25 protein-coding genes and 1 other annotated feature are annotated in these 25,701 nt (G+C 53.3%); of the genes, 12 read left to right on the forward strand and 13 right to left on the reverse strand.

Going from position 1 to position 25,701, the window contains the following annotated elements; all coding sequences use genetic code 11:
• Nucleotides 1-71: 71 nt before the first annotated feature.
• From SK32_RS19910 to ibpA, 3 genes are all read right to left on the reverse strand, one after another.
• Nucleotides 72-1,733 carry a putative transporter gene (locus tag SK32_RS19910; protein WP_048213765.1) on the reverse strand — a complete coding sequence of 554 codons (1,662 nt, stop codon included), beginning with the start codon at nt 1,731-1,733 and terminating at the stop codon, nt 72-74.
• A gap of 124 nt (nt 1,734-1,857) precedes the next feature.
• The gene (gene ibpB / locus SK32_RS19915; RefSeq protein ID WP_005121488.1) at nt 1,858-2,286 is read right to left on the reverse strand and encodes a small heat shock chaperone IbpB; all 429 of its coding nucleotides are present in this window, start codon (nt 2,284-2,286) and stop codon (nt 1,858-1,860) included.
• A gap of 94 nt (nt 2,287-2,380) precedes the next feature.
• Nucleotides 2,381-2,794: a small heat shock chaperone IbpA gene (ibpA, locus tag SK32_RS19920; protein WP_040231504.1), complete on the reverse strand. Its 414-nt coding sequence runs from the start codon at nt 2,792-2,794 to the stop codon at nt 2,381-2,383.
• Nucleotides 2,788-2,860, reverse strand: a sequence feature (ROSE (Repression Of Heat Shock gene Expression) occurs in the 5'-region of heat shock genes and acts as an RNA thermometer to modulate expression.). Its footprint overlaps the gene before it by 7 nt.
• A gap of 239 nt (nt 2,861-3,099) precedes the next feature.
• Here ibpA and SK32_RS19925 point away from each other — a divergent pair.
• A complete protein-coding gene (locus SK32_RS19925; RefSeq protein WP_162873168.1) occupies nt 3,100-3,432 on the forward strand; it encodes a YceK/YidQ family lipoprotein in 333 nt (110 codons plus the stop codon).
• A gap of 1 nt (nt 3,433) precedes the next feature.
• Here SK32_RS19925 and SK32_RS19930 read toward each other — a convergent pair whose 3' ends face one another.
• The 9 genes from SK32_RS19930 to dnaA all read right to left on the reverse strand — a co-directional run bounded on the left by SK32_RS19930 (nt 3,434) and on the right by dnaA (nt 15,206).
• Complete coding sequence (locus SK32_RS19930; protein ID WP_048213767.1) at nt 3,434-4,660, reverse strand: YidR family protein; 1,227 nt, start codon at nt 4,658-4,660, stop codon at nt 3,434-3,436.
• Between the two features lie 64 nt (nt 4,661-4,724).
• Nucleotides 4,725-5,849, reverse strand: coding sequence for a DUF4056 domain-containing protein (locus tag SK32_RS19935; RefSeq protein ID WP_370529569.1), 1,125 nt, complete (start codon nt 5,847-5,849; stop codon nt 4,725-4,727).
• Nucleotides 5,846-6,967, reverse strand: coding sequence for a BamA/TamA family outer membrane protein (locus SK32_RS19940; protein WP_086523819.1), 1,122 nt, complete (start codon nt 6,965-6,967; stop codon nt 5,846-5,848). Before SK32_RS19940 ends, SK32_RS19935 begins: the two co-directional genes overlap by 4 nt.
• Nucleotides 6,968-6,972: 5 nt before the next feature.
• Nucleotides 6,973-7,983 (reverse strand): hypothetical protein, encoded by a 1,011-nt coding sequence (locus SK32_RS19945; RefSeq protein WP_075551444.1) that lies wholly within the window; start codon nt 7,981-7,983, stop codon nt 6,973-6,975.
• Between the two features lie 172 nt (nt 7,984-8,155).
• Nucleotides 8,156-8,968: a sugar-phosphatase gene (yidA, locus tag SK32_RS19950; protein ID WP_048213770.1), complete on the reverse strand. Its 813-nt coding sequence runs from the start codon at nt 8,966-8,968 to the stop codon at nt 8,156-8,158.
• A gap of 213 nt (nt 8,969-9,181) precedes the next feature.
• Nucleotides 9,182-11,596: a DNA topoisomerase (ATP-hydrolyzing) subunit B gene (gyrB, locus tag SK32_RS19955; RefSeq protein WP_048213771.1), complete on the reverse strand. Its 2,415-nt coding sequence runs from the start codon at nt 11,594-11,596 to the stop codon at nt 9,182-9,184.
• 28 nt (nt 11,597-11,624) lie between these two features.
• A complete protein-coding gene (gene recF, locus SK32_RS19960; protein ID WP_048213772.1) occupies nt 11,625-12,698 on the reverse strand; it encodes a DNA replication/repair protein RecF in 1,074 nt (357 codons plus the stop codon).
• Nucleotides 12,698-13,798, reverse strand: a complete 1,101-nt coding sequence (gene dnaN, locus SK32_RS19965) for a DNA polymerase III subunit beta (RefSeq protein ID WP_005121477.1) — start codon at nt 13,796-13,798, stop codon at nt 12,698-12,700. The genes recF and dnaN overlap by 1 nt, the downstream gene beginning before the upstream one ends.
• A gap of 4 nt (nt 13,799-13,802) precedes the next feature.
• Nucleotides 13,803-15,206 carry a chromosomal replication initiator protein DnaA gene (gene dnaA, locus SK32_RS19970; protein ID WP_048213773.1) on the reverse strand — a complete coding sequence of 468 codons (1,404 nt, stop codon included), beginning with the start codon at nt 15,204-15,206 and terminating at the stop codon, nt 13,803-13,805.
• Between the two features lie 297 nt (nt 15,207-15,503).
• Here dnaA and SK32_RS26765 point away from each other — a divergent pair, with 297 nt between their 5' ends.
• From SK32_RS26765 to SK32_RS20010, 10 genes are all read left to right on the forward strand, one after another.
• On the forward strand, nt 15,504-15,584 hold the full coding sequence (locus SK32_RS26765) for a hypothetical protein (protein ID WP_418222139.1): 81 nt from the start codon (nt 15,504-15,506) through the stop codon (nt 15,582-15,584).
• A gap of 228 nt (nt 15,585-15,812) precedes the next feature.
• A complete protein-coding gene (gene rpmH / locus SK32_RS19975) occupies nt 15,813-15,953 on the forward strand; it encodes a 50S ribosomal protein L34 (protein WP_003023858.1) in 141 nt (46 codons plus the stop codon).
• Between the two features lie 17 nt (nt 15,954-15,970).
• The gene (rnpA, locus tag SK32_RS19980; RefSeq protein WP_003023848.1) at nt 15,971-16,330 is read left to right on the forward strand and encodes a ribonuclease P protein component; all 360 of its coding nucleotides are present in this window, start codon (nt 15,971-15,973) and stop codon (nt 16,328-16,330) included.
• A complete protein-coding gene (gene yidD, locus SK32_RS25240) occupies nt 16,294-16,551 on the forward strand; it encodes a membrane protein insertion efficiency factor YidD (RefSeq protein WP_003023846.1) in 258 nt (85 codons plus the stop codon). The genes rnpA and yidD overlap by 37 nt, the downstream gene beginning before the upstream one ends.
• Nucleotides 16,552-16,553: 2 nt before the next feature.
• Nucleotides 16,554-18,200 (forward strand): membrane protein insertase YidC, encoded by a 1,647-nt coding sequence (gene yidC / locus SK32_RS19985; RefSeq protein ID WP_048213774.1) that lies wholly within the window; start codon nt 16,554-16,556, stop codon nt 18,198-18,200.
• Between the two features lie 105 nt (nt 18,201-18,305).
• Nucleotides 18,306-19,670 (forward strand): tRNA uridine-5-carboxymethylaminomethyl(34) synthesis GTPase MnmE, encoded by a 1,365-nt coding sequence (gene mnmE / locus SK32_RS19990; RefSeq protein ID WP_003840593.1) that lies wholly within the window; start codon nt 18,306-18,308, stop codon nt 19,668-19,670.
• A 182-nt stretch (nt 19,671-19,852) separates the two neighbouring features.
• Entirely contained in the window at nt 19,853-21,034 is a 1,182-nt protein-coding gene (locus SK32_RS19995) for an MFS transporter (protein WP_048213775.1), read from the forward strand.
• Nucleotides 21,003-21,962 (forward strand): HTH-type transcriptional regulator YidZ, encoded by a 960-nt coding sequence (gene yidZ / locus SK32_RS20000; protein WP_048213776.1) that lies wholly within the window; start codon nt 21,003-21,005, stop codon nt 21,960-21,962. Before SK32_RS19995 ends, yidZ begins: the two co-directional genes overlap by 32 nt.
• 166 nt (nt 21,963-22,128) lie before the next feature.
• Entirely contained in the window at nt 22,129-22,875 is a 747-nt protein-coding gene (locus SK32_RS20005) for a 4'-phosphopantetheinyl transferase family protein (protein WP_048213777.1), read from the forward strand.
• 30 nt (nt 22,876-22,905) lie between these two features.
• The gene (locus SK32_RS20010) at nt 22,906-23,472 is read left to right on the forward strand and encodes an NADPH-dependent FMN reductase (protein WP_048213778.1); all 567 of its coding nucleotides are present in this window, start codon (nt 22,906-22,908) and stop codon (nt 23,470-23,472) included.
• A 53-nt stretch (nt 23,473-23,525) separates the two neighbouring features.
• Here the strand turns inward: SK32_RS20010 and adeP are convergent, their stop codons facing one another.
• Entirely contained in the window at nt 23,526-24,863 is a 1,338-nt protein-coding gene (gene adeP, locus SK32_RS20015; RefSeq protein ID WP_048213779.1) for an adenine permease AdeP, read from the reverse strand.
• A 166-nt stretch (nt 24,864-25,029) separates the two neighbouring features.
• Here adeP and yieH point away from each other — a divergent pair, with 166 nt between their 5' ends.
• Complete coding sequence (gene yieH, locus SK32_RS20020; protein ID WP_048213780.1) at nt 25,030-25,695, forward strand: 6-phosphogluconate phosphatase; 666 nt, start codon at nt 25,030-25,032, stop codon at nt 25,693-25,695.
• Nucleotides 25,696-25,701: the final 6 nt, after the last annotated feature.

Genomic DNA, 25,701 nt, shown 5'->3' on the forward strand with positions numbered 1-25,701 from the left:
AGTGAACGATGTAGGTCGGATAAGCGCAGCGCATCAGGCATTCCTGGATATGCTGACTGGATAGGTCAGTTTTAACCTAATCCCCAGAAGAGCACCGCCAGCAGTTGTGGGGTGATAATCCTCAGGAACATGACCAGCGGATAAACGGTGGCGTAGGAGAGCGCTGCCGCCCCGCTGGTGGCATGCAGGTTGTTAGCAAACGCCAGCGCAGGAGGATCGGTCATTGAGCCGGCCAACATGCCACACAGCGTCAGGTAGTTCATTTTGGTGAGAAGGCGCGCCAGCAGACCGACGGTAATCAGCGGGATTGCGGTGATAAAAATACCGTAGCCCACCCAGCTCAGACCGTCGCCCTGCGTCAGGGTATGAACAAAATCACCGCCTGACTTCAGACCAACCACCGCGAGAAACAGTACGATACCCAACTCTCGCAACGCCAGGTTCGCGCTGGGAGGCATAAACCAGTACAGCTTACCGATACTGCCAATACGCCCCAAAATCAGCGCCATAATCAGTGGTCCACCGGCCAGCCCCAGTTTTAATGCCACCGGGAAACCGGGGATAAACAGCGGGATTGAACCCAACAACACCCCCAGCCCGATCCCAATAAACACCGGCAACATCTGCACCTGCTGCAGTTTTTGCTGTGCGTTACCCACAACATTGGCAACGGCATCAATCGACGAAGGACGCCCCACCAGATTGAGGATATCGCCAAATTGCAGGCTGGCATCGCTGCTGGCGACCAGCTCAACGCCCGCGCGGTTCAGACGGGAAATCACCACGTCGTAACGTTCTTTAAAGTGCAGGTCACGGATCCGCTTGCCAAGCACCTGTTCGTTGGTCACAACGACACGTTCAACACGCAAATCCGTACCCCGCGTTGACAGCGAAGTGTCCACTTCCTGCCCAATCACCACCTTCGCATTATGCAGATCGCCAGGCTGTCCGACCAGGTGAAGCAGATCGCCCATCTGGATAATCGTCCCCGGCGACGGCACCATCAACGTTTCATCTCGCTTCAGGCGTGAACAGATGATTTTGTCGCTGTTCAGAATGGGGACATCCTGAATCGCCATATTATTGAGGTTCGGGTTTTCAACACGAATGTTCATCGTCTGAATCAGCGTATGACCGTTGGTCAGCGTTGATTCATGCTGCTGAGCTTCGGACTCAACGTTCACGCGGAAAATGAGGCGCATCAGCCACATTGTGAGCAAAATGCCGCAAATACCGAAAGGATAAGCCATGGCATAGCTCATCCCCATCTGATCGACCACATCCCCCGGCGTACCCAGATCGCGCAGAATTTGCTGCCCGGCACCCAGTGCGGGCGTATTGGTGACCGCGCCGGAGAAGATCCCCAGCACCACAGGCAGCGGAATAGCGAAGATCTTATGCAGAAGCGCGGTAACCAGCCCCCCGATAATCACGATCAGCACTGCAAACAGGTTCAGACGCAGTCCCGAAACACGCAGTGAGGCAAAGAAACCCGGCCCTACCTGGATGCCGATGGTATAGACGAAGAGTATCAGGCCAAATTCCTGAATAAAATGCAACATATCGCCGCTCAGGGTCATCCCTGCCTGATCGACAAAGTGTCCGACGATGATACCGCCGAACAGTACGCCTCCGATGCCAAAACCAACGCCCCGTACTTTAATGTTGCCGATCCATAACCCGACAACCGCCACCAATGCCAGAACGCTGACCGTCAATGCTATATCACTCATTCTTCTGTTCCCTGTGAATAACATCATTAAGTAAATGGATTCTCGCAGAGTACAAGCGCAATGTATGGGGGGTAAAGCACAAAAAAGCCCCGTCATTTCTGGCGGGGCAAAGGCTTGGAGCTATTTAGCTATTTAATGCGGGACGTTCGCTGATGGCGATACGTTGTGGAGCAATAGTTTCAGGTTCATTACGGGTCAAATCAATATGCAGCAAGCCATTGGTGAAGCTTGCGCCGGAGACTTCCATATTTTCAGCCAGCGTAAAGCTCAGACTGAATGATTGAGTGACCAGCCCCTGATGCAACCATTTGGTCTCTTTTTCCGGCTGCTGCGGCGTACCTTTTACGGTCAGACGCGTGCCTTCCAGTTGAATATCCAAATCTTCCTGACGGAAACCGGCTAACGCAAGGGTAATGCGGTAGTGGTTATCATCGCTCTTTTCGATGTTATAGGGTGGGAAGCTTTGGCTTTCACCAGCGTTTTGTAATGCATTGGCCAGTTTGTCAAAACCGATCCATTGACGCAGCAGTGGGGATAAATCGTAGTTACGCATAATATTCTCCTTCTAAGAAGCGAGTAAGTACCTTTCGGCTCCCTGACGGCAAGCCTGTGCTTAGCAGGGCCGCGCAAGCGGCCCGACAGATAAATTAGTTGATTTCGATGCGGCGCGGTTTGTTCGCTTCAGGAATCACGCGCTCAAGCTCGATATACAGCAGACCGTTTACCAGGTTTGCGCCGCGAACGTGGATGTTCTCCGCTAACTGGAACTTGCGTTCGAAGTTGCGTTCGGCAATACCCTGGTACAGGTAAGTACGTTCTTTTTGCTCGTCCGCATGCGCGCCTTTCACCACCAGCAAATTATCCTGGGCGGTAATTTCCAGCTCGCTTTCAGCAAAGCCCGCAACGGCAATCGCAATGCGGTAGTGGTTTTCGTCTACCAGCTCAACGTTGTACGGAGGGTAGCCACCATTGCTTTGGCCCTGGTTGTTTTCCAGCAGGTTAAACAGACGATCAAATCCAATAGCAGAACGGTATAGCGGGGATAAATCAAAGTTACGCATAATCAATAGCTCCTGAAATCAGCGAGAATGTTGGACCTTCCATCTTGGACAGGTCAGGTAGCCAGGACACCCATCAGGCATGCCCTTCATTTGTCTACACCCTAAAAATGGGTCTTAATACAAACTTTTCAAGCGTACTCCTCTGACTTTTTTTGCAGTTTGTTGTCTATTGCATACACTGGGGGGAGCAGTCGTTATCGTTAAATCGCGATTGCCGCCACAGTGCGACAAGATGGTGATGTTATTTTCGCAACGGATCGCTTTAACTCACCCTGCAAACACGATGATTAGCAGATGAAATAATGATGATAAAAAAAATAGTGTTAACACTGATGATGTGCAGCGGGATGGTTTTTATCAGCGGCTGTTCCAGCGTGATGTCACATACCGGAGGGAAAGAAGGGATATATCCTGGCACGCGCGCCAGCGCCACAATGATTAGCGAAAGTGATACAAACTGGGGAACAAAGTCGCTGGCGATTCTGGATATGCCTTTTACCGCGGTTCTGGATACGGTACTGCTTCCGTGGGATCTCTTTCGCAAAGATAACTCGGTTCGATCTCGCGTAGAAAAGAGCGAGGAGAGAACGCAAGCCACCAACGCCGTTATCCCCCCAGCTCAAATGCCTGCGCCTTAAGTTAACGTCTGGTTTCTGTCACCCATAGCTGGCGGAAACCGTCGACGTCTTCCATCCATGCAACCTGTCGGCCATCAGGAGAGAAGACGATCGCATCTGCTGAAGGTGGGTTGCCATGGCTGGTCGTTAAAAATTCAATCTCTCCCGTCTGCGCATCACAACAAGCGATTCTGTTCTGCAGTACAAATCCCAACCATTTTCCCGACGGATGCCAGTTGAATGCTGACTGAATATCCGTGTCACAGCGGGTAAGCTGACGCGGTTCTCCTCCCTGTGGGGAAATCAACCATAACTGCACGATACCGTTGTCATCACGCATCAGAAACGCAATTTCGGCTGCCGTTGGATTACTGCGCACCCAATGCCGCGGTTGATTCACCAGCCCCGGGAAGGCGTGATCATGAGTAAACGTCAGACGGCGCTGAACGATGCCGGCTGGTGGCGCAGGCATTGTTGCTTCCGTTCCTTCCAGAGGTGCCTCGCCAGGCTGTTTCCAGCCACTTTCATGGCGTGGCAAATCAACGATAAACAGTTCCGGTACTTTTTCGCCACTGACAGACAACGTGTCGCCGATAAAGGCCAGCGTATGATCCCCCACCCAGCCTTCTTCATAAGCGCGGTTAATCTCATCGCTCCCCGGTTTTGGCGTTGGTGTCGTCTGGCTCACCAGCACGCACCAAGAGTTCCCGCTGTATTCACGGGGATGCTGCGCGGATACATTCACCGGCCCATACGGCGCAGCAACGCCGACATTGCGTAAATCCAGCGCCGGTGAGCGCTCATGTAGCACGTGATCGTTATAGGTGAAACTGACAAACTCGCCGTTTGGGCTAAAAACATGCACATGACTACCACCGCGCAGCGCGCCTGGGGTATACGGCGCAGTAATATCCATCGCATCCAGATTCCCCACCTCTGCCTGCGTAGCAATCACACCACGTCGATGATGAAAATCGTAATACCATGTTTCATCAGGGTTTTCTGGTCCATGAATGAACACATATTTTTCAGCTTTTGGATGAACGGTCACCACGCCGACGTGTGCGCCTTGCGTAGCACGGTAAATCACCGCCACCTCACCGGTGTGAATATTGACGCGTTCAATCGTCTCTCCGGTAAACGATGCACCGGAAGGACGCACATCAAAGACCAGCCACTGGCTGTCCGGTGTCCAGGTGTTGATATTGGTAAGCTGATGATTACGCGCTGCAAAGGTGATTTGTTTCATGGTGGTGTCCCGGACGAAAAATACCGCTCCTTTTTACCACGCACAGCGCGTATCCCATAAGCCTTTAGCGGGCCGCAAGCGCATCAGCTTGCTGAGCGTTCACAGCCAAAGCGGGGAAGTCCTCGAACGTATAGTAACGAATGGGTGGCGGTAACTGCTCCATTGCTGTACCCGGCCACAGTTGCAACTCTCCGACAGCATTGAGATCAACGCCCTGCCAGTGGTGCGGCAGCGCCAGTCGCTGCAGAACAGCCCGCTCGCCAGGCACGCGTGTCGGCAAACGATTATCCCCCATCTGATAGTTACGCCGCAGCACCAGATACTTTTCCGGCACCCGACGCCGACTGTTCCACCAGCGGCCGTCCAGCATATCGAAATGGAAACGGGTGAGTTCCGGCGACTGAGCGCCAAGATGGACAAGTGCCTGGCGAAGTGCCGTCCCCATCGCCACCTCGTAAACCCCCTGAGAAACTGTTTGCCCCTCCAGAATCAGCGACACCGCCAGGCGGGCACCAAGCAGATTGGAGTAAAGATCCTCTGGCGAAAATGCAGAAACACCTTCAGAAAATCCGGGAACAGACTCAAAACCGTACCATTGCGCAATTTCATGCCACTCCGCTACCTGAAACGCCAGATGAGCGGCCAGCCAGGCTGCCAGCGTGTAACGCGCGACAGGATCGGTTGGTGGTGTAAAGGCATTAAACACTAACCGACGCTGGGCCAGTTCGCTATCCAGATCGAGCGTAAAAGCCTGCCCCAGTTTCGGCAGGATCTGACTAAAGATATAGACCGTCATATCAGCGGTATCACGCACATGGGCGGTATCAATAAAGCCACCGTGCGTGGTGTAGAGAATGCCGTTATTTTCACGGCTTAAGCCGGTCAGGTTTTCCAGCCCGGCCAGCATGCTATCGTTGTACTGATGCAATCCAAGGTGGCTCGCCGGGACCACGTTATCCAGCTGATAAAACGGTACCGGCATGCCCAGCAATTCCGCATGCAAGTTGTAGCCAAATGCACAGCAAGGACGTAACCCTTTAGGCAGTGGCTGTGGCGGCATAGCAGGCCACGCGGTGGTCGCTCTCGTTGTTACCTGCGGAGACAGATCTAATGCCACTGGCAGTGCCGCCCCAGCGCTGCCTGCGAGAAGTGATGCCAGTAACGACATAGTTTTCAGCAACCTGCTCAAAATGCCTCTCCGACCTGAAAATAGAAACCGCTGCTGCCTTTGCCGATGCCGTAATCCAGGCGTACGTTGACGCGCGGCTTGAATTCAAAGCGATAACCGACTCCTGCCGAGGGCAGGAGTCGTCCGTCGTCCAGCGCACTAAATGATGGCCCCATAGTCCCTGCACCCAGCCAACCGACCACGCCGTGCCGCCAATCGAGCTTGCGGCGATACTCAAGTTGCCCGCTGACGACATTCTTGTCCCGATAGCGCCCTTCGTAATAACCGCGCATGCGTTGATTGCTACCGAGCAGCGGCATCATGCTCCACGGCACTGCTCCCTGGGTAAACGTGCCATCCGCCTCCCATGCCAGCACGTTTTTATCGTCCAGAGAGTGGTAACGACTGTAATGCAACTGGTATTCATCAAACCGGGTATCGCTCCCCACCTCAGGAGTAAAGCGGGTGTAGCGCACATCGGCATACTGCCCTTTACGCGGATTGGGTACGAAATCACGATCGTCCCAGCTCAGTTCCACGCTACTCCCGGAACTGAGAACCGATGCCCCCTGCGGCGTAGTTTCAATTTTCGGCGGATCGTTGTCGTCCATTTGCGCAGCATGCTGGGTATTCAGCGACCAGCCGACCCCCAGATAGATGTTAGGCGCTAACCGCCGGTATAGCGTTGGACGCAAATCCAGGACCTGAGCGGTATATTGCTGTTTTTGGCTATCTTTATCTCCGGCGCTAAAACCCTGCCCCCAGTAGTAGGTTGGGGTATCTGTTAATGCGCCATTAAGAAAGAAACGCCAGCGATCGTCGGCGAAAAAAGCATAATTTTGCATCGTGATGCCAAAGGCCCCCGTTGAGCTAAAGTAGCCGCTCAACGTCAGCGTCGAGTTTTGACTCACCGTATCGTTCGGATCGGGTCGATACATCCCCACTACCGCCGTCCCGATCCCCAGCCCCAGTTCCGGGGTATAAAACGGCCCAGGCATCACTCCCCAGTCGATACCTTTAGTAGCGTTAAAGTTATCGCTGGCGCCCAGTTTATTCAGCCAGCCGTCAATCTCATTGCGGGTCGGCAGCGCCGACTGAACGTATCCGGCAAACAGGCAGAAAAACAGAAGCAGGCCGATGCGCGTCAAAAACGATACTCTCCCGCAGCAAAGAAGCTATTACGGTCGGCGAAGCCAATTTCGGTGGTGATATTAACGTTGCGGGTCAACTCATATTGCGCGCCTACCAGCACGTTCCAGGGGGATTGCAGGTGTTGTTTAACATCGAAGCGACCATTGCTATCCTTGTTCGCAATATCCACCATTTTTTGCAGCGCCGCAGAAGGCATCGTGAGATCGTTCAGGCTGCCGCTAAATTCTTGCTGCACATCCTGATACATGCTGCCCACCCACAGATTTAACTTACCGGATGGCATGTGCAGGGTCTCCATGCCGGGAGTGGTAAAGCGATAACCTACACGCGGAGAGATGGTAAAGGCATTAATACTGCCATCAAGGATATCGAACTGTGTTTGCGTATAGTTGGCATCAAAAGCCGTAAACCAGTTGCCCACTCCACCAACCAGAGTCGTTCCTACACCGTAGGTTGTGCCTTTAAAGTCGAGCTGAAATGCCAGATTCTGCAAATTGGCTGGTGTACGGTATTTACGTGGTCCTTTGATTCCTACACCTATCTGCGAAACAGAGTGTCCGTCGGTATAGCCAATCAGACCATAGACGTTCATAAAGGGCAGCAGCCAGGCATCCAGTTTTAAGGTTTCGGTTTTACTTCTCTCCCGGGTGTTGCCGACGTTGATTTTAAACGCGTTATCCAACGAGTGACCGCGCAGGGAAAGACCGTTGAAATTGATGCTGTCTACATTAATGTTTTGCCTGATATTCATGTAGTTAATATTCACGCCAAACGGCTCAGGCAGGTCGTAGCCTCGTTTACGTGCCTCCTCTCCTAAAAACGGCAAAACAGAGTGGCTTGTGGTTGGTTTAGCCGCGGGTTTTGTCGGCAAAGAAGTAGCCTGACCATCGTCCTGATAGTCATACAGCGGTGTCAATGTTGAGCCAGAATCCGTCGCAGCCCAGGCCTGAAAAGCCAAACAGGAAGACGTCATCAACACCAGGCGGATGCGTGTGTTAGTCATAAGGAAACATAGTTGCAGGCAGGAATCGCCCGAATATAAAAGAAGGGGGGAGAGTATAGAAGTTACGTGCTAAGTGGGGGGATTAATGTGCGATTTCACATCTGATAATACAAACATGATTTTTATAACATTCTTAATGTTTTATGCCTGGCCGAAGCCAGGCATACGTGTATCAGGAGAGAACGTATTTCTCAATCGCCCAGGCTACGCCGTCTTCAAGATTGGATTTCGTCACGAAGTTAGCCACTTCTTTCACCGACGAAATAGCATTATCCATTGCAACGCCTACGCCTGCGTATTCGATCATCGCGATATCATTTTCCTGATCGCCAATCGCCATCACCTCTTCGGCTTTAATTCCTAACGCATCGGCCAGCGATTTCACGCCAGTGCCTTTATTGACGCGTTTATCCAGAATTTCGAGGAAATATGGCGCACTTTTCAGCACGGTGTACTTCTCTTTTACCTCTGCTGGAATACGCGAGATGGCTTGATCGAGGATTTCTGGTTCATCAATCATCATCACTTTCAGGAACTGGGTCGCCGGGTCCATTTTCTCTGCTTCACAGAACACCAGCGGGATGGTCGCGACAAAAGACTCATGCACCGTGTAGTAACTGATATCACGGTTGGCGGTATACAGAGTATTGCGATCGAGTGCGTGGAAATGCGAACCGACCGTCCTGGAGAGTTGTTCCAGGAAGCGGTAATCATCATAGCTCAGCGCGGTTTGCGCGACGGTGCTTCCATCTCCGGCTTTCTGCACCAGCGCACCGTTGTAGGTAATACAGTAGTCACCGGGTTGTTCCATATGCAGTTCTTTCAGATAGCTGTGGACGCCAGCATACGGGCGCCCCGTGGTCAGCACCACATTCACACCTCGCGCGCGTGCCGCGGCAATCGCCGTTTTGACCGCTGGTGAAATGGTGTGATCGGGCAGCAGAAGTGTGCCATCCATGTCGATAGCAATAAGTTTGATAGCCATGAGTTCCCCGGATTAAATGAGTCCATCCTCATGCTAACGCGATTCCGCTCAAAAAACAGCTACGAAAAGGGGGATGGAAAGGGGAATCGGGATTCCCCTTTTGACAATCGATGGTAGGGCGGATAGGGCCTGAGCCGCCATCCGGCAAACGCAGACGAACTGCCTGATGGCGCTTCGCTTATCAGGCCTACAGGAGCAGGCCTGAGGTACATGTTAGATATCGATATTCGCCGCTTTCAGGGCGTTTTCTTCGATAAATGCACGACGCGGTTCAACAGCATCACCCATCAGCGTGGTGAACAACTGGTCAGCGGCAATCGCATCCTTCACGGTAACGCGCAGCATACGGCGGCTTTCCGGGTCCATGGTAGTTTCCCACAGCTGTTCCGGGTTCATCTCGCCCAGACCTTTATAGCGCTGAATCGCGAGGCCACGACGGGACTCTTTCACCAGCCAGTCCAGCGCCTGCTCGAAGCTGGCAACCGGCTGACGACGCTCGCCACGTTCGATAAACGCATCGTCTTCGATCAGGCCACGTAGTTTCTCACCCAGCGTGCAGATACGACGGTATTCGCCGCCGGTCACAAACTCGTGATCCAGCGGATAGTCGGTATCAACACCGTGGGTACGCACGCGGATCACCGGCTCGAACAGGTTCAGTTCAGCGTCTTTACGCACAAAGCTGTTCCAGGTGCTGCCGTGCATTTCGTTTTCATTCAGCACGTTAACCAGTTGGGAAACCCAGGCAGTGACTTTCGCTTCATCAGTGAGATCGGCTTCAGCCAGCGTCGGTTGATAAACCAGTTCTTTCAACAGCGCTTTCGGGAAACGGCGTTCCATACGGCCAATCATTTTCTGCGTGGCGTTGTATTCAGAAACCAGTTTTTCCAGCGCATCACCCGCCAGCGCCGGCGCGTGGGCATTGGTGTGCAGCGTAGCACCATCAAGGGCGATAGAGATCTGGTACTGATCCATCGCTTCATCGTCTTTGATGTACTGTTCCTGCTTGCCTTTCTTCACTTTGTACAGCGGCGGCTGCGCAATGTAGACGTGGCCGCGCTCAACGATTTCCGGCATCTGACGATAGAAGAAGGTCAACAGCAGCGTACGGATGTGCGAGCCATCGACGTCCGCATCGGTCATGATGATGATGCTGTGATAACGCAGTTTGTCCGGGTTGTACTCGTCACGACCGATGCCACAGCCCAGTGCGGTGATCAGCGTCGCCACTTCCTGAGAAGAGAGCATCTTGTCGAAGCGCGCCTTCTCAACGTTAAGAATTTTACCCTTCAGCGGCAGAATCGCCTGGTTTTTACGGTTACGTCCCTGCTTCGCAGAGCCGCCCGCTGAGTCCCCTTCCACCAGGTACAGTTCAGAGTGAGCCGGGTCGCGTTCCTGACAGTCCGCCAGTTTGCCCGGCAGACCCGCTAAGTCCAGCGCACCTTTACGGCGGGTCATTTCACGCGCACGACGTGCCGCTTCACGAGCACGCGCCGCATCAATAATTTTGCCGACGACGATTTTCGCGTCAGACGGGTTTTCCAGCAGGTATTCGCTCAGCAGTTCGTTCATCTGCTGTTCTACCGCCGATTTCACCTCAGAAGAGACCAGCTTGTCTTTGGTCTGGGAGGAGAATTTCGGATCCGGTACCTTCACGGAAACAACGGCAATCAGGCCTTCACGGGCATCGTCACCGGTGGCGCTGACTTTCGCTTTTTTGCTGTAGCCTTCTTTGTCCATGTAGGCGTTCAGGGTACGGGTCATCGCCGCACGGAAGCCTGCAAGGTGAGTACCGCCGTCACGCTGCGGAATGTTGTTGGTGAAGCAGTAGATGTTTTCCTGGAAACCATCGTTCCACTGCAGCGCAACTTCAACGCCAATACCGTCTTTTTCGGTGGAGAAGTAGAAGATATTCGGGTGGATCGGCGTTTTGTTTTTGTTGAGGTATTCAACAAACGCCTTGATGCCGCCTTCGTAGTGGAAATGATCTTCTTTGCCATCGCGCTTATCGCGCAGACGAATAGACACGCCGGAGTTCAGGAATGACAGCTCGCGCAGACGCTTAGCCAGAATGTCGTATTCGAACTCAACGACGTTGGTAAAGGTTTCGTGGCTTGGCCAGAAACGGACCTGAGTCCCCGTCATTTCTGTTTCGCCAGTTACTGCCAGCGGCGCCTGCGGCACACCGTGCACGTAAGTTTGCTGATGCACTTTGCCTTCACGACGAATCACCAGTTCCAGCTTCTGTGACAGGGCGTTAACGACGGAAACACCTACGCCGTGCAGACCACCGGAAACTTTATAGGAGTTATCATCGAATTTACCGCCTGCGTGCAAAACGGTCATGATAACTTCCGCTGCCGAAACGCCCTCTTCCGGGTGGATACCGGTTGGGATACCACGGCCATCATCGGTAACAGACACGGAGTTGTCAGCGTGAATCGTTACCACGATATCTTTACAGTGACCCGCGAGCGCTTCGTCGATAGCGTTATCTACCACCTCGAATACCATGTGGTGCAGACCGGTGCCGTCATCCGTGTCGCCGATATACATACCCGGGCGCTTACGCACCGCATCCAGTCCTTTCAGGACTTTGATACTGGAGGAGTCATAAGAATTCGACATCAACGTTTCTCGCTCATTTTATCTTGGGTTAATCCGTTATTTTACCCTTTTCCACGGTAAACATCTTCGAATTTTCATCGGACATGTCTATAACGTGTTCAGCGCTGATTGCGCTGACAAAGACCTGAGATTGCGTGGCTTTTAAGCGGCTGGCCAGCAGTCCGCGACGCGCGTCATCCAGTTCAGAGGCAAAATCATCTATCAGGTACAGGCAGCGCCGCCCGCTTTCACGGGTCAGAAACTCCCCTTGCGCCAGACGTAAGGCGCACATCAGCAGCTTGAGCTGCCCACGCGACAACGTATCTTCCACCGGCGCACCGTCGGCGCGAATGCGGAAATCCGCCTTATGCGGGCCGTGCGCGGTGTAGGTCAACATGCGATCGCGTTCAAAACTGCGTTCCAGCACTTCGGCGTAATCTGTCTCTTTCTCCCAGCCGCGCTGGAAAGAGAAGGAGAGAGAAAATTCGGGAAGAAACTGCTGGCAGGTATCCGCCATATCCTGCGCGATACCGGCGCTGTACTCCGCGCGCCAGGTGCTGATTTGTTCCGCCAGTGGGATCAGTTCTTTATCCCACGGGCGGAGTTGCTCATAACGACTTACCTGGCGCAGTGCCGCATTGCGCTGCTTGAGCAGGCGCTTCAGGTTGCTCCAGGCGGTGAAAAATCCGGCTTCATTGTGAAAGCATCCCCAGTCAAGGAATGCTCTTCTGTATTTGGGGCCGCCATTGAGTAAAGTAAACCCCTCGGGCGTGATCAGCTGCATCGGCATCAGGTGCGCCAGTTCCGCGACCTTGTGCCCGTCAGTGCCGTCAATGCGCACTTTACTGTCGCCCAGTTTGTCTTTCGTCAGGCCAATCGACGTCTCACGCTCATCACCCTGCAAACGCCCGTGTAAAACAAACGATTCCTGCTCGTGGCGAATCACGCGGCCAATTTGCAAACTGCGAAACGCCCGACCGTGGCCGAGCGTATAGATAGCTTCCAGCACGCTGGTTTTGCCGCTGCCGTTAGCGCCTACCAGGAAGTTAAAGCCGGGAGATAAAGCGAGATCCGCGTTTTCGATATTACGAAAATCGCGGATCAACAGGCGGGTCAGCGACATTACAGTCTCATTGGCATAACAACGTAAGCCGCGCTCTGGCTGGCTGCATCTTCAATTTGTACGCTGGAGACGGAATCGGTCAGCAGAATACGCACGTTTTCGCACTTCAGCGCGTTCAGAACGTCCAGTACGTAGCTAACGTTAAAGCCGATTTCCAGTTCTGTACCAGGGTAGGAGACATCCAGAATTTCTTCGGCTTCTTCCTGCTCCGGGTTATTAGCGGTGATTTTCAGCTGGTTTTCACTGACATACAGACGCACGCCGCGGAATTTCTCGTTAGAGAGGATCGCCGCACGAGCAAACGCCTGTTTGAGGATATCGCAACCTGCTTCAAGATGTTTGTCCGGATTCTTCGGCAGTACGCGGCGATAATCCGGGAAACGACCGTCAACCAGCTTGGAGGTAAAGATGAAATCACCCACGTGCGCACGAATGTTGTTGCTGCCAATCTGCACGCGCAGCGGGTTATCGCCGCCGTCGAGCATACGCATCAGTTCAATCACGCCTTTACGCGGTACGATCACCGAATGGCTGGGCAACGGCTGACCGACAGGCATTGAACAGACCGCCAGGCGGTGACCGTCGGTCGCCACGGTACGCAGCTCTTCCCCTTCGGTTTCAAACAGCATGCCGTTTAAATAGTAACGCACGTCCTGATGCGCCATTGAAAACTGCGTGGCTTCAATCAGACGCTTCATCGTCGCCTGCGGTAGCGTGAATTCGACTTCGCTCTGCCAGTCGTCCAGATTCGGGAAGTCGGCGGCAGGCAGCGTGGACAGCGAGAAACGGCTGCGGCCAGAACGCACCAGCATACGGTCGCCTTCCAGTTGAACGGCAATTTCTGCGCCTTCCGGCAACCCGCGGCAAATATCGAAGAATTTACGCGCCGGAACGGTGGTCGCACCAGGTTCATGCGGCTGGATCAGCGCCACGCGCGCCACCATCTCCATTTCGAGATCGGTACCGGTCAGAGAAAGCGCACCGTCAGCAACCTGCAGCAGCAGGTTTCCGAGGATCGGCAGTGTAGGACGTCCACCCAGCGGGCCGCTGACCTGCTGAAGCGGTTTTAATAAATGTTCACGTTCAACGGTAAATTTCATAGCGTCACGAAGATAATGTTCTGATTAAATTGGAGAAATCTTCTTTAATATCATGGCTTTCTTCACGCAACTGCTCAATCTTACGGCAGGCATGAAGCACGGTAGTATGATCGCGCCCACCAAACGCATCGCCAATTTCCGGCAGACTGTGGTTAGTGAGCTCTTTTGCCAGCGCCATCGCCATCTGACGCGGACGTGCTACCGAACGAGATCGACGCTTAGAAAGCAGATCCGCAATTTTGATTTTGTAATACTCTGCCACCGTCTTTTGAATATTGTCGATGGTGACCAGCTTTTCCTGCAAAGCCAGCAAATCGCGCAGCGCTTCACGCACGAAATCGATAGTAATTGCCCGGCCGGTAAAATTGGCGTTAGCGATCACGCGGTTCAGTGCGCCTTCCAGTTCACGCACGTTAGAGCGTAGACGCTTGGCGATAAAGAACGCCACTTCACCCGGCAGACGAATGTCGTTTTCGTCAGCCTTTTTCATCAGGATCGCGACGCGTGTTTCCAGCTCAGGCGGCTCGATCGCGACAGTCAGTCCCCAGCCGAAGCGAGATTTCAGACGATCTTCAACGCCGTTGATCTCCTTCGGATAGCGATCCGAGGTCAGGATGATCTGCTGATTACCTTCCAGCAGGGCATTAAAGGTGTGGAAAAATTCTTCCTGTGAACGTTCTTTATTAGCAAAGAATTGAATATCGTCAATCAGCAGCGCATCAACGGAACGGTAATAGCGTTTAAACTCTTCGATCGCATTGTTTTGCAGGGCTTTAACCATGTCCTGCACAAAACGCTCGGAGTGCATATACACCACTTTTGCGTTCGGCTTACGCGCCATAATGCCGTTACCGACAGCGTGCAGCAGGTGGGTTTTACCCAAACCCGTACCGCCATAAAGGAATAACGGATTGTAGGCGCCGCCTGGATTGTCCGCCACCTGACGTGCCGCCGCGCGCGCCAGTTGGTTAGATTTACCTTCAACGAAGTTATCAAACGTATGTTTGACGTTGACGTTAGAGCGATAGGTAGGTTCAGCCGGAGCCGGGACGTTATCCCAGCCAGGGCGCGCTGCCGGTACGGTACGTTGCGGTTGCACTTGCTGAGCCACGAGGGCGGGCGCCACAACGTTGTTGACCGGCGTTTTCAGCGTTTGCGTAACGGGTTTAGTGCCAACCTCAAAACGCAGCTGTGGGGCATCCGCTCCGCAAAAATTATTGAGTAATCCATTAATATTATTAAGGTATTTATCCCTTACCCAATCGAGCACGAAACGGTTTGGCGCATACAAAGCCAGCGTGTTATCGCTCAGTTCCGCCTGCAACGGGCGTATCCACATACTGAATTCTGTGGCTGGTAACTCATCCTGCAATCGGGCAAGACACTGCTGCCAAAGCGAAAGTGACACGGCGGACTCCACTCGAACAAAAGTCGATAAATGACAAAGGCTGAAACATTCATGATTGTTGACGCACATCGACAAGACCCTATGCAAAGGGTGACGTGCGAATTGCTATCTGCAATTTTTACCCGATCAGGATCCATTGAAACGATCAGGACCGCGGATCATAGCGTAAACTGAGAAAGAGATCTTCTGTTTCTCACAGATTCTTCCCGATTTATCCACAGGATGATCCAGAATCGGCTAAGTGTAAACGATCCTGGAGAAGTGCTGCAGGTTTTAGCGCGCATATTGAAAAAATTAATGAGTAAAGATGCTTTACTGCTTAAACGATCTAATAAAGATCCCGAGCGATCCTTGCGCTTTATCCACCAGCCCGTATAATTCTTACCCCCAGCGAGTAACGGTCGCCTTACGGCGTCAACGCTGCCTGTTTTTTACGCGAAACCATGCGGAAAAAAGCGGGAAATAAGGAAAGAGAATTGACTCCGGAGTGTACAATTATTACAATCCGGCCTCTTTAATCACCCACACTGTGGCGTAAGTCGTTCGAAATTCGTTCGGGTATACGCAAAAGTCAGTGAATTTATTCAAGTTTAGGTAGAAATCGCCATGAAACGCACTTTTCAACCGTCTGTACTGAAGCGCAACCGTTCTCACGGCTTCCGTGCTCGTATGGCTAATAAAAATGGTCGTCAGGTTCTGGCACGTCGTCGTGCTAAAGGCCGTTCTCGTCTGACCGTTTCTAAGTAATAAAAGCTAGCCCCTGAGTGGTTAAGCTCGCATTTCCCAGGGAGTTACGTTTGTTAACTCCCACTCATTTCACATTCGTCTTCCAGCAGCCACAACGGGCTGGCACGCCGCAAATCACCATCCTCGGCCGCCTGAATTCGCTGGGGCATCCCCGTATCGGTCTTACAGTCGCCAAGAAAAATGTTAAACGTGCGCATGAACGCAATCGGATTAAACGTCTGACGCGTGAAAGCTTCCGTTTACGTCAGCACGACCTTCCAGCAATGGATTTCGTGGTGGTGGCGAAAAAAGGGGTTGCTGACCTCGATAACCGTGCTCTCTCGGAAGCGTTGGAAAAATTATGGCGTCGCCATTGTCGCCTGGCTCGCGGGTCCTGATAGCCCTTATTCGGGTCTATCAACGCCTGATCAGTCCGCTGCTTGGGCCGCATTGCCGTTTCACTCCAACCTGTTCGAGCTACGGAATTGAGGCATTGCGCAGGTTTGGAGTGATAAAAGGCAGTTGGTTGACGGTGAAACGCGTATTAAAATGCCACCCTTTACACCCTGGTGGTGACGATCCCGTCCCGCCCGGACCATTTGATACCAGAGAACACTAACGATGGATTCGCAACGCAATCTTTTAGTCATCGCTTTGCTGTTCGTGTCTTTCATGATCTGGCAAGCCTGGGAGCAGGATAAAAACCCGCAACCTCAGGCCCAACAGACCACGCAGACAACGACCACCGCAGCGGGTAGCGCCGCAGACCAGGGCGTACCGGCCAGTGGCCAGGGGAAACTGATTACGGTTAAAACTGACGTGCTTGATCTGACCATCAACACCCGTGGTGGTGATGTGGAACAGGCTTCACTGCCAGCTTACCCGAAAGAACTCGGTTCTACCGAACCGTTCCAGTTACTGGAAACCACGCCACAGTTCATCTATCAGGCACAGAGTGGCCTGACAGGTCGTGACGGCCCGGATAACCCGGCTAACGGCCCGCGTCCGCTGTACAACGTCGAAAAAGACGCGTTTGTACTGGCTGACGGTCAGAACGAACTGCAGATCCCGATGACCTATACTGACGCAGCGGGTAACACATTCACTAAAACGTTTGTACTCAAGCGTGGTGAATATGCTGTCAACGTTAACTACAGCGTGCAGAACGCCGGCGAAAAACCGCTGGAAGTCTCCACCTTTGGTCAGCTGAAGCAATCCATCAATCTGCCATCTCATCGCGACACAGGTAGCAGCAACTTTGCGCTGCACACCTTCCGCGGCGCGGCGTACTCCACGCCGGATGAGAAGTATGAGAAATACAAATTCGACACCATTGCTGACAACGAAAACCTGAACGTCAATGCTAAAGACGGCTGGGTCGCAATGCTGCAACAGTATTTCGCAACGGCATGGGTTCCGCGTAACGACGGCACCAACAACTTCTATACCGCTAACCTGGGTAACGGCATTGCCGCTATCGGCTATAAGTCACAGCCGGTACTGGTACAGCCTGGCCAGACTGGCGCGATGACCAGTACTCTGTGGGTCGGCCCGGAAATTCAGGATAAAATGGCGGCCGTTGCACCGCACCTGGATCTGACCGTGGATTACGGCTGGTTGTGGTTCATTTCTCAGCCGCTGTTTAAACTGCTGAAGTGGATCCATAGCTTCCTGGGTAACTGGGGCTTCTCCATCATCGTTATCACCTTTATCGTTCGTGGCATCATGTACCCGCTGACCAAAGCGCAGTACACCTCCATGGCGAAGATGCGTATGCTGCAGCCGAAGATTCAGGCAATGCGTGAGCGTCTGGGCGATGACAAACAGCGTCAGAGCCAGGAAATGATGGCCCTGTACAAAGCTGAGAAGGTTAACCCGCTGGGCGGCTGCTTCCCGCTGATCATCCAGATGCCAATCTTCCTGGCGTTGTACTACATGCTGATGGGCTCCATTGAACTGCGTCATGCGCCGTTCGCGCTGTGGATCCATGACCTGTCTGCACAGGACCCGTACTACATTCTGCCGATTCTGATGGGCGTGACGATGTTCTTCATTCAGAAGATGTCTCCGACCACCGTAACCGACCCGATGCAGCAGAAGATCATGACCTTTATGCCGGTCATCTTCACCGTGTTCTTCCTGTGGTTCCCGTCAGGTCTGGTGCTGTACTATATCGTCAGCAACCTGGTAACCATTATTCAGCAGCAGCTGATTTACCGTGGTCTGGAGAAGCGTGGCCTGCATAGCCGCGAGAAGAAAAACTCCTGATTCGGTGTAGGCCGGATTAGGCGAAGCCGCCATCCGGCAAACGGAACATAAAGTAAAGGGCGGTCATTAGACCGCCTTTTTTATTGCATTAAGAAGAGACAAACCATGAGCCATAACGACACCATCGTCGCTCAGGCCACCCCACCGGGACGTGGTGGCGTGGGTATCCTGCGTATCTCCGGCCTGAAGGCGCGTGAGGTCGCAGAAACCGTACTGGGGAAACTACCCAAACCGCGTTACGCCGATTATCTGCCGTTTAAAGACGCGGATGGCAGCACGCTGGATCAGGGGATTGCCCTGTGGTTCCCCGGCCCGAACTCCTTTACCGGCGAAGACGTTTTAGAGCTTCAGGGCCACGGAGGTCCGGTGATTCTTGACCTGCTGCTCAAACGTATTCTGACCATTCCCGGGTTGCGCATTGCCAGACCGGGTGAATTCTCCGAGCGCGCGTTTCTCAATGATAAGCTCGATTTAGCCCAGGCAGAGGCGATTGCCGACCTGATCGATGCCAGCTCGGAGCAAGCCGCTCGCTCGGCGCTGAACTCGTTGCAGGGTGCATTTTCCGCACGGGTAAATCATCTTGTGGAAGCGCTCACTCACCTACGCATCTATGTGGAAGCGGCGATCGACTTCCCGGATGAAGAAATCGACTTCCTGTCTGACGGCAAGATTGAAGCGCAGCTCAATAACGTTATCAGCGATCTTGATGCCGTACGTGCCGAAGCGCGTCAGGGTAGCCTGCTGCGCGAAGGGATGAAGGTAGTCATTGCCGGTCGCCCTAACGCCGGGAAATCAAGCCTGCTGAACGCGCTGGCAGGCCGTGAGGCGGCTATTGTGACCGACATTGCGGGGACGACTCGCGACGTACTGCGTGAGCATATTCATATCGACGGTATGCCGCTGCACATCATCGATACTGCCGGTTTGCGCGATGCCAGCGATGAAGTTGAACGCATTGGTATCGAACGTGCGTGGCAGGAAATCGAACAAGCCGACCGTGTGCTGTTTATGGTGGATGGCACCACCACCGATGCCGTGGACCCAGCTGACATCTGGCCAGACTTTATTGCCCGTCTGCCAGCCAAACTGCCGATTACCGTGGTGCGTAACAAAGCGGATATTACCGGTGAGACGCTGGGCCTTAGCGAAGTAAATGGCCACTCACTGGTTCGTCTCTCCGCACGTACCGGTGAAGGTGTTGACGTACTGCGTAACCATCTCAAACAGAGCATGGGCTTTGAAACCAATATGGAAGGTGGCTTCCTGGCGCGTCGTCGTCACCTGCAGGCACTGGCAGAAGCGGCGGAGCATCTTGAGCAGGGTAAAGCCCAACTTCTCGGCGCATGGGCCGGAGAATTGCTGGCAGAGGAGCTACGTCTGGCGCAGCAGAACCTCAGTGAGATCACCGGGGAATTTACCTCCGACGATCTGCTGGGACGAATTTTCTCCAGTTTCTGTATTGGTAAGTAACGTTGTGTTGCCCGGTGGCGCGATGCTTGCCGGGCCTACAGGCCCTGTAGGCCGGATAAGGCGTTTACACCGCCATCCGGCAACAACAATTTCCCATGCGGAAATCACTGTTGTCCAAATGGCAACTCGTGCAGTTGACTCTCTGACCGTATGCTTAGCGCCACATTTCTCATGAGGTCGCTATGACACGCTTTCTAATCTGCAGTTTCGCCCTGGTTCTTCTTTATCCTGCCGGTATTGATATGTATCTGGTGGGGCTGCCCCGTATTGCGGCCGATCTACAGGCCAGCGAGGCGCAGCTGCATATCGCGTTTTCGGTTTATCTGGCGGGAATGGCGACGGCGATGCTTTTCGCCGGAAAAGTTGCCGACCAGTCAGGACGTAAACCAGTCGCTATTGTCGGTGCACTCATCTTTATTTTCGCCTCTGCGCTGTGTTCATTTGCCGAGAGCGGTACGCCGTTCCTGGTAGGCCGCTTTATTCAGGGTGTGGGCGCCGGCTGCTGCTATGTGGTGGCTTTCGCTATTCTGCGCGATACGCTCGACGATCGTCGCCGGGCGAAGGTACTGTCGTTGTTGAACGGTATTACCTGTATCGTGCCGGTACTGGCTCCGGTGATGGGGCATCTGATCATGCTCAAATACCCGTGGCAGAGCCTGTTCTACACGATGATGGGCATGGGCGTGGTCGTTTGCCTGCTGTCGGTGTTTATCCTGCGAGAATCGCGCCCAGCGACGCTCTCGACCTCTACGCAGAGCGATCATCGCGCAGAGTCGCTGGTAAACCGTTTTTTCTTAAGCCGTCTGGCCATTACCACCCTCAGCGTGTCGGTGATCCTGACCTTCGTGAATACGTCTCCGGTGCTGCTGATGGAAGTTATGGGCTTCGACCGCGGCGAGTACGCCACTACCATGGCCATGACCGCAGGCATCAGTATGGCGGTCTCTTTCTCTACGCCATTCGCACTGAGTATTTTTAAACCCCGCATCCTGATGCTGACTTCACAGGTCTTGTTCCTGGCTGCGGGCATCGTGTTAATCCTTGCCAGTACGCACGCGGTAACGTTGTTCGGGTTAACCTTAATCTGCGCCGGATTCTCGGTCGGTTTCGGCGTTGCCATGAGCCAGGCGCTGGGGCCGTTCTCGCTGCGCGCAGGCGTCGCCAGCTCGGCATTAGGCATTGCCCAGGTTTGCGGTTCATCTCTATGGATTTGGTTGGCTGCCATCCTCGGTCTCGACGCACTGAATATGCTGATCGGGATTCTGATTGGCTGTAGCATAGTGAGTATCATGCTGATTATCACTGTTGCACCAAACCGGCCCACACCAACTCATGAAGAAATCCCTCAGCAGTCTCGATCTTAATTTACTGCTCTGCCTGCAACTCCTGATGCAGGAACGCAGCGTCACTAAAACCGCCAAACGGATGAACGTCACGCCGTCGGCGGTCAGCAAATCGCTGTCGAAGCTGAGAGCCTGGTTTGACGATCCCTTGTTTGTTAACACCCCGCTGGGGCTAACGCCAACGCCGCTGATGCTCAACATGGAACAGAGCCTGGCTGAGTGGATGCAGATGGGCAATCAATTGCTCGATAAGCCACACCATGAAGCACCACGTGGGCTGAAGTTTGATTTAGTGGCTGAAACGCCGCTGGTGATGATCATGTTTAACGCGCTCTCCCAACAGATCTACCAACGTTATCCACAGGCAACGATCAAAGTGCACAACTGGGATTACGATTCGCTGGATGCCATTATCCGTGGCGAGGTGGATATCGGCTTTACCGGACGTGAAAGTCACCCGCGCTCGCGTGAATTGCTGAGTCTGCTACCGTTATCGATCGACCACGAGGTCCTGTTTTCCGATCTCCCCTGCGTCTGGTTGCGTGAAGACCACCCGGCATTGCAGGAAGAGTGGAATCTGGAAACATTCCTGCGCTATCCCCATATCAGCATTAGCTGGGAGCAGAGCGACACCTGGGCGCTGGACGATGTACTTCAGGAGATGGGGCGTGCGCGTAACATCGCATTGTGTCTGCCAGGCTTTGAGCAGTCGCTGTTTATGGCCGCGCAGCCCGATCACGCATTGATAGCCACCGCCCCGGTCTATTGTCAGCGTTACAATCAACTCCACCAGCTTCCGCTCGTGGCACGTCCAATGCCTTTTGATGCAGCGCAACTGGAAAAAATGCGCGTCCCGTTCACCCTACTTTGGCATAAACGCAACAGCCACAATCCTAAGATCGTATGGCTGAAAGAGACGATCAAGGCACTCTATCGCGAGATGTCATGAAGATCCTTTGCTATATTGTTGTTTTATTAACCTCCCTGGCGCTGGAAATGTAAATGTCGCGTAATGTATCCCGATTCCGTTTACTTTTTGGGCAGTAAAGCCTGCCTGGAGGCCGCGTAAATGTTACTCTGATAATAATCACGGACCATTAATCACGGAGCGAAAAATGGCGACACATTTTGCCAGAGGGATTCTTACGGAGGGACACCTGGTTTCAGTTCGTCTCCCTACTCCATGTCATTTTGAAGTAAGAAATCTACCCACTCACCGCCGAACACGCTTTCTGGCCTCCCGAAGTCTTCTCGCTGAACTGATGTTTATGCTTTACGGCACCAGCACATTGCCCGAGATTGTTACCGAGGCGAAAGGTAAGCCCGTTTTTCGCGATAAAAACCTGCCTGGCTTTTCGATTTCCTATGCCGGGAATATTGTCGGCGTCGCGCTTACCACAGAAGGTTCATGCGGTCTGGATATGGAGCTTCAGCGGGCAACTCGCGGGTTCCATACCCCGAATGCCACAGATTCCTACCGCTTTTCCAGTAACGAAAACCTGTGGATCAATAATCAAAACGACCCCAATGAAGCGCGTGCGCAGCTCATAACGTTACGCCAGAGCGTTCTCAAGCTCACTGGCGACGTGTGCAATGACGATCCACGTGAACTCCAGCTGTTACCGGGTGCGGGCCGTCTGAGATGTGCTCACGTTACGCAGATAGAAGCCATTTGCGATGCCGAAGATGTGCTGGTGTGGTCGGTCGCGGTCACGCCAACCATTGAAAAACTCAACGTTTGGGAGTTTGATGGTAAACAGGACTGGAAAAGCTTGCCTGATATCCAGACACGCGCCAATGAGCCAACGGGTCGCCTGATCCGGTTCTCGCAATTATGCGCAGCAAAGAGCCATACGCTTTGATTTAACCTTCATGATGAAACAGGAGTAACCATGTCTGAAACATTGAATGTTGTTACGTTACTGGGGAGCCTGCGCAAGGGTTCGTTTAATGGAATGGTTGCCCGTACGCTGCCAAAAATTGCCCCCGCGGGGATGGAAGTGAATGCATTACCGTCGATTGGGGATATTCCTCTGTACGATGCCGACCTCCAGCAGGAAGAGGGTTTTCCGGCAAGTGTAGAAGCGCTGGCGGAACAAATCAGGAAGGCTGACGGCGTCGTTATCGTCACACCGGAATACAACTATTCTGTTCCTGGCGGGCTGAAAAATGCCATCGACTGGCTGTCTCGCCTGCCCGATCAACCATTATCCGGCAAACCGGTGCTGATCCAGACCAGCTCCATGGGCGCCATTGGCGGCGCACGCTGCCAGTATCATCTGCGTCAAATCCTGGTGTTCCTCGACGCGATGGTAATGAACAAGCCGGAATTTATGGGCGGCGTGATTCAGAATAAAGTGGACCCGCAGGCGGGTGAAGTGATCGACCAAAGCACGCTGGACCATCTGACCGGTCAGCTGACCGCATTTGGCGACTATATTCAACGTGTAAAAGCCTAAAGAAAAAGCCCGCCAGCAACGATGCCTGGCGGGCCGTTGTCCAGACCGATATTTTAGTGCGCGTCGATAAACACAATCTTCAGTACAAACAGCAGCGCGACAACGATGACGCACGGGCTGAGATCGCGGAAACGTCCGGTACCGATTTTCATCACGCAGTAAGAGATAAAGCCCAGCGCAATACCTTCGGTGATCGAGAAGCTAAACGGCATCATCACGGCGGTAATAAACGCTGGAACCGCTTCAGTCAGGTCATCCCACTTCACGCGCGACAGGCTTGATGTCATCAGGACGCCAACGTAAATCAGCGCACCTGCGGCGGCATATCCCGGCACCATTCCCGCCAACGGCGACAGGAAGATAACCAGCAGGAACAACAGACCGACAACGACCGCGGTCAGGCCGGTACGCCCACCAACAGAAACCCCGGAAGAAGACTCAATATAGGCGGTAACGGAAGAGGTACCGATAAACGCGCCGGTAACAGACGACACGCTATCGACAAACAGCGCCTGCTTCATGCGTGGGAACTTGCCCTTCGCGTCTGCCAGACCGGCTTTATCCGTCACGCCAATCAGGGTACCGGAGGAGTCAAACAGGTTCACCAGCATGAACGAGAAAATCACGCCCGCAAGGCCAATGTTAAACGAACCGGCCAGGTCAACATGCCCGATAACCGACATCACGCTCGGCGGCGCGGAGACGATCCCGCTGTAATGGACATCACCCAGCATCCAACCCAGCAGCGTGGTCACGATGATAGAGATCAGCACCGCCGCATGAATATTACGTGACGCCAGAATCGCGATGATAAAGAAGCCCAGAATGCCGAGCAGTACGCTGTGGGACGTCAGGTTGCCGATAGATACCAGCGTGTCTTTGTTGGCGACGATAACGCCGGCGTTTTTCAGCCCCATCATACCGATGAACAGACCGATACCGCTGGTGATCCCCACGCGCAGGCTCACCGGGATATTGGCAATCATCCAGTAACGTACGCGGAAAATGGTCAGCAGCAGCAGACCTATCGCGCCCCAGAAGATTGCGCCCATACCTATCTGCCATGACAGGCCCATCGCGCCAACGACCACGAAGGCAAAGAATGCGTTCAGGCCCATAGCAGGTGCCAGCGCAACCGGCAGATTGGCAAAAAGCCCCATCAGGATGCTACCAAATGCAGCAATAAGGCAGGTGGTAACAAAGACGGCGCTGGTATCCATGCCAGCCACGCCAAGAATTTGCGGGTTAACAAAAACGATATACACCATCGTCAGGAAGGTGGTTAAACCGGCGATCACTTCGGTCCGTGCCGTTGTGCCATGCTCGCGCAGTTTGAACACGCGTTCCAGCATCCCCTGGCCAGAAGCCTGGGTTGTGTGTTGTTGACTCATTATCAATTTCCGAACAAGGAGGGAAAATTCGTCGCTATCCTATACCAAAATGCGACAATAGGGTTGGGTTATGAGCAACTTTTTTCATTGATTTTGCTTATACGGCAACGATTGCGTGGCGTAAATAAGCATGACGTAAACGTTAAACTAGCGATAAGAGGAAGGCATGTCCCAGATAGAAGCGGTATTTTTTGACTGTGACGGTACGCTGGTCGACAGTGAAGTGATCTGTTCCCGGGCGTATGTCGCCATGTTCCAGGAGTTTGGTATCAAACTCGATCTCGAAGAGGTGTTTAAACGCTTTAAAGGCGTAAAACTCTACGAAATCATCGATATCATCAACGAAGAGCACGGCGTTACGCTGGCGAAAGCCGATTTAGAGCCCGTTTACCGCGCAGAGGTCGCACGCCTGTTCGACTCGGAACTGGAGGTTATCGCTGGGGCAAATGCTCTGCTGGACAGCATGACAGTGCCAATGTGCGTGGTCTCAAACGGTCCGGTCAGCAAAATGCAGCATTCGCTGGGTAAGCTGGGCATGTTGCACCATTTTCCTGATTTACTGTTCAGCGGCTACGATATCCAACGCTGGAAGCCCGATCCGGCCCTGATGTTCCATGCGGCAAAAGCAATGGACGTTAACGTTGAGAACTGCATTCTGGTTGATGATTCCAGCGCAGGCGCGCAGGCGGGAATTGCCGCCGGGATGGAAGTGTTCTACTTCTGTGCCGATCCGCATAACAAACCGATCGAAAACCCAAAAGTCACGACCTTTACCGATCTGGCGCAGTTGCCGGAATTGTGGAAGGCACGGGGTTGGGATATTACCCGGTAATTTTTT

It is taken from the genome of Citrobacter sp. MGH100, assembly GCF_001034465.1.
Lineage (GTDB): Bacteria > Pseudomonadota > Gammaproteobacteria > Enterobacterales > Enterobacteriaceae > Citrobacter > Citrobacter youngae.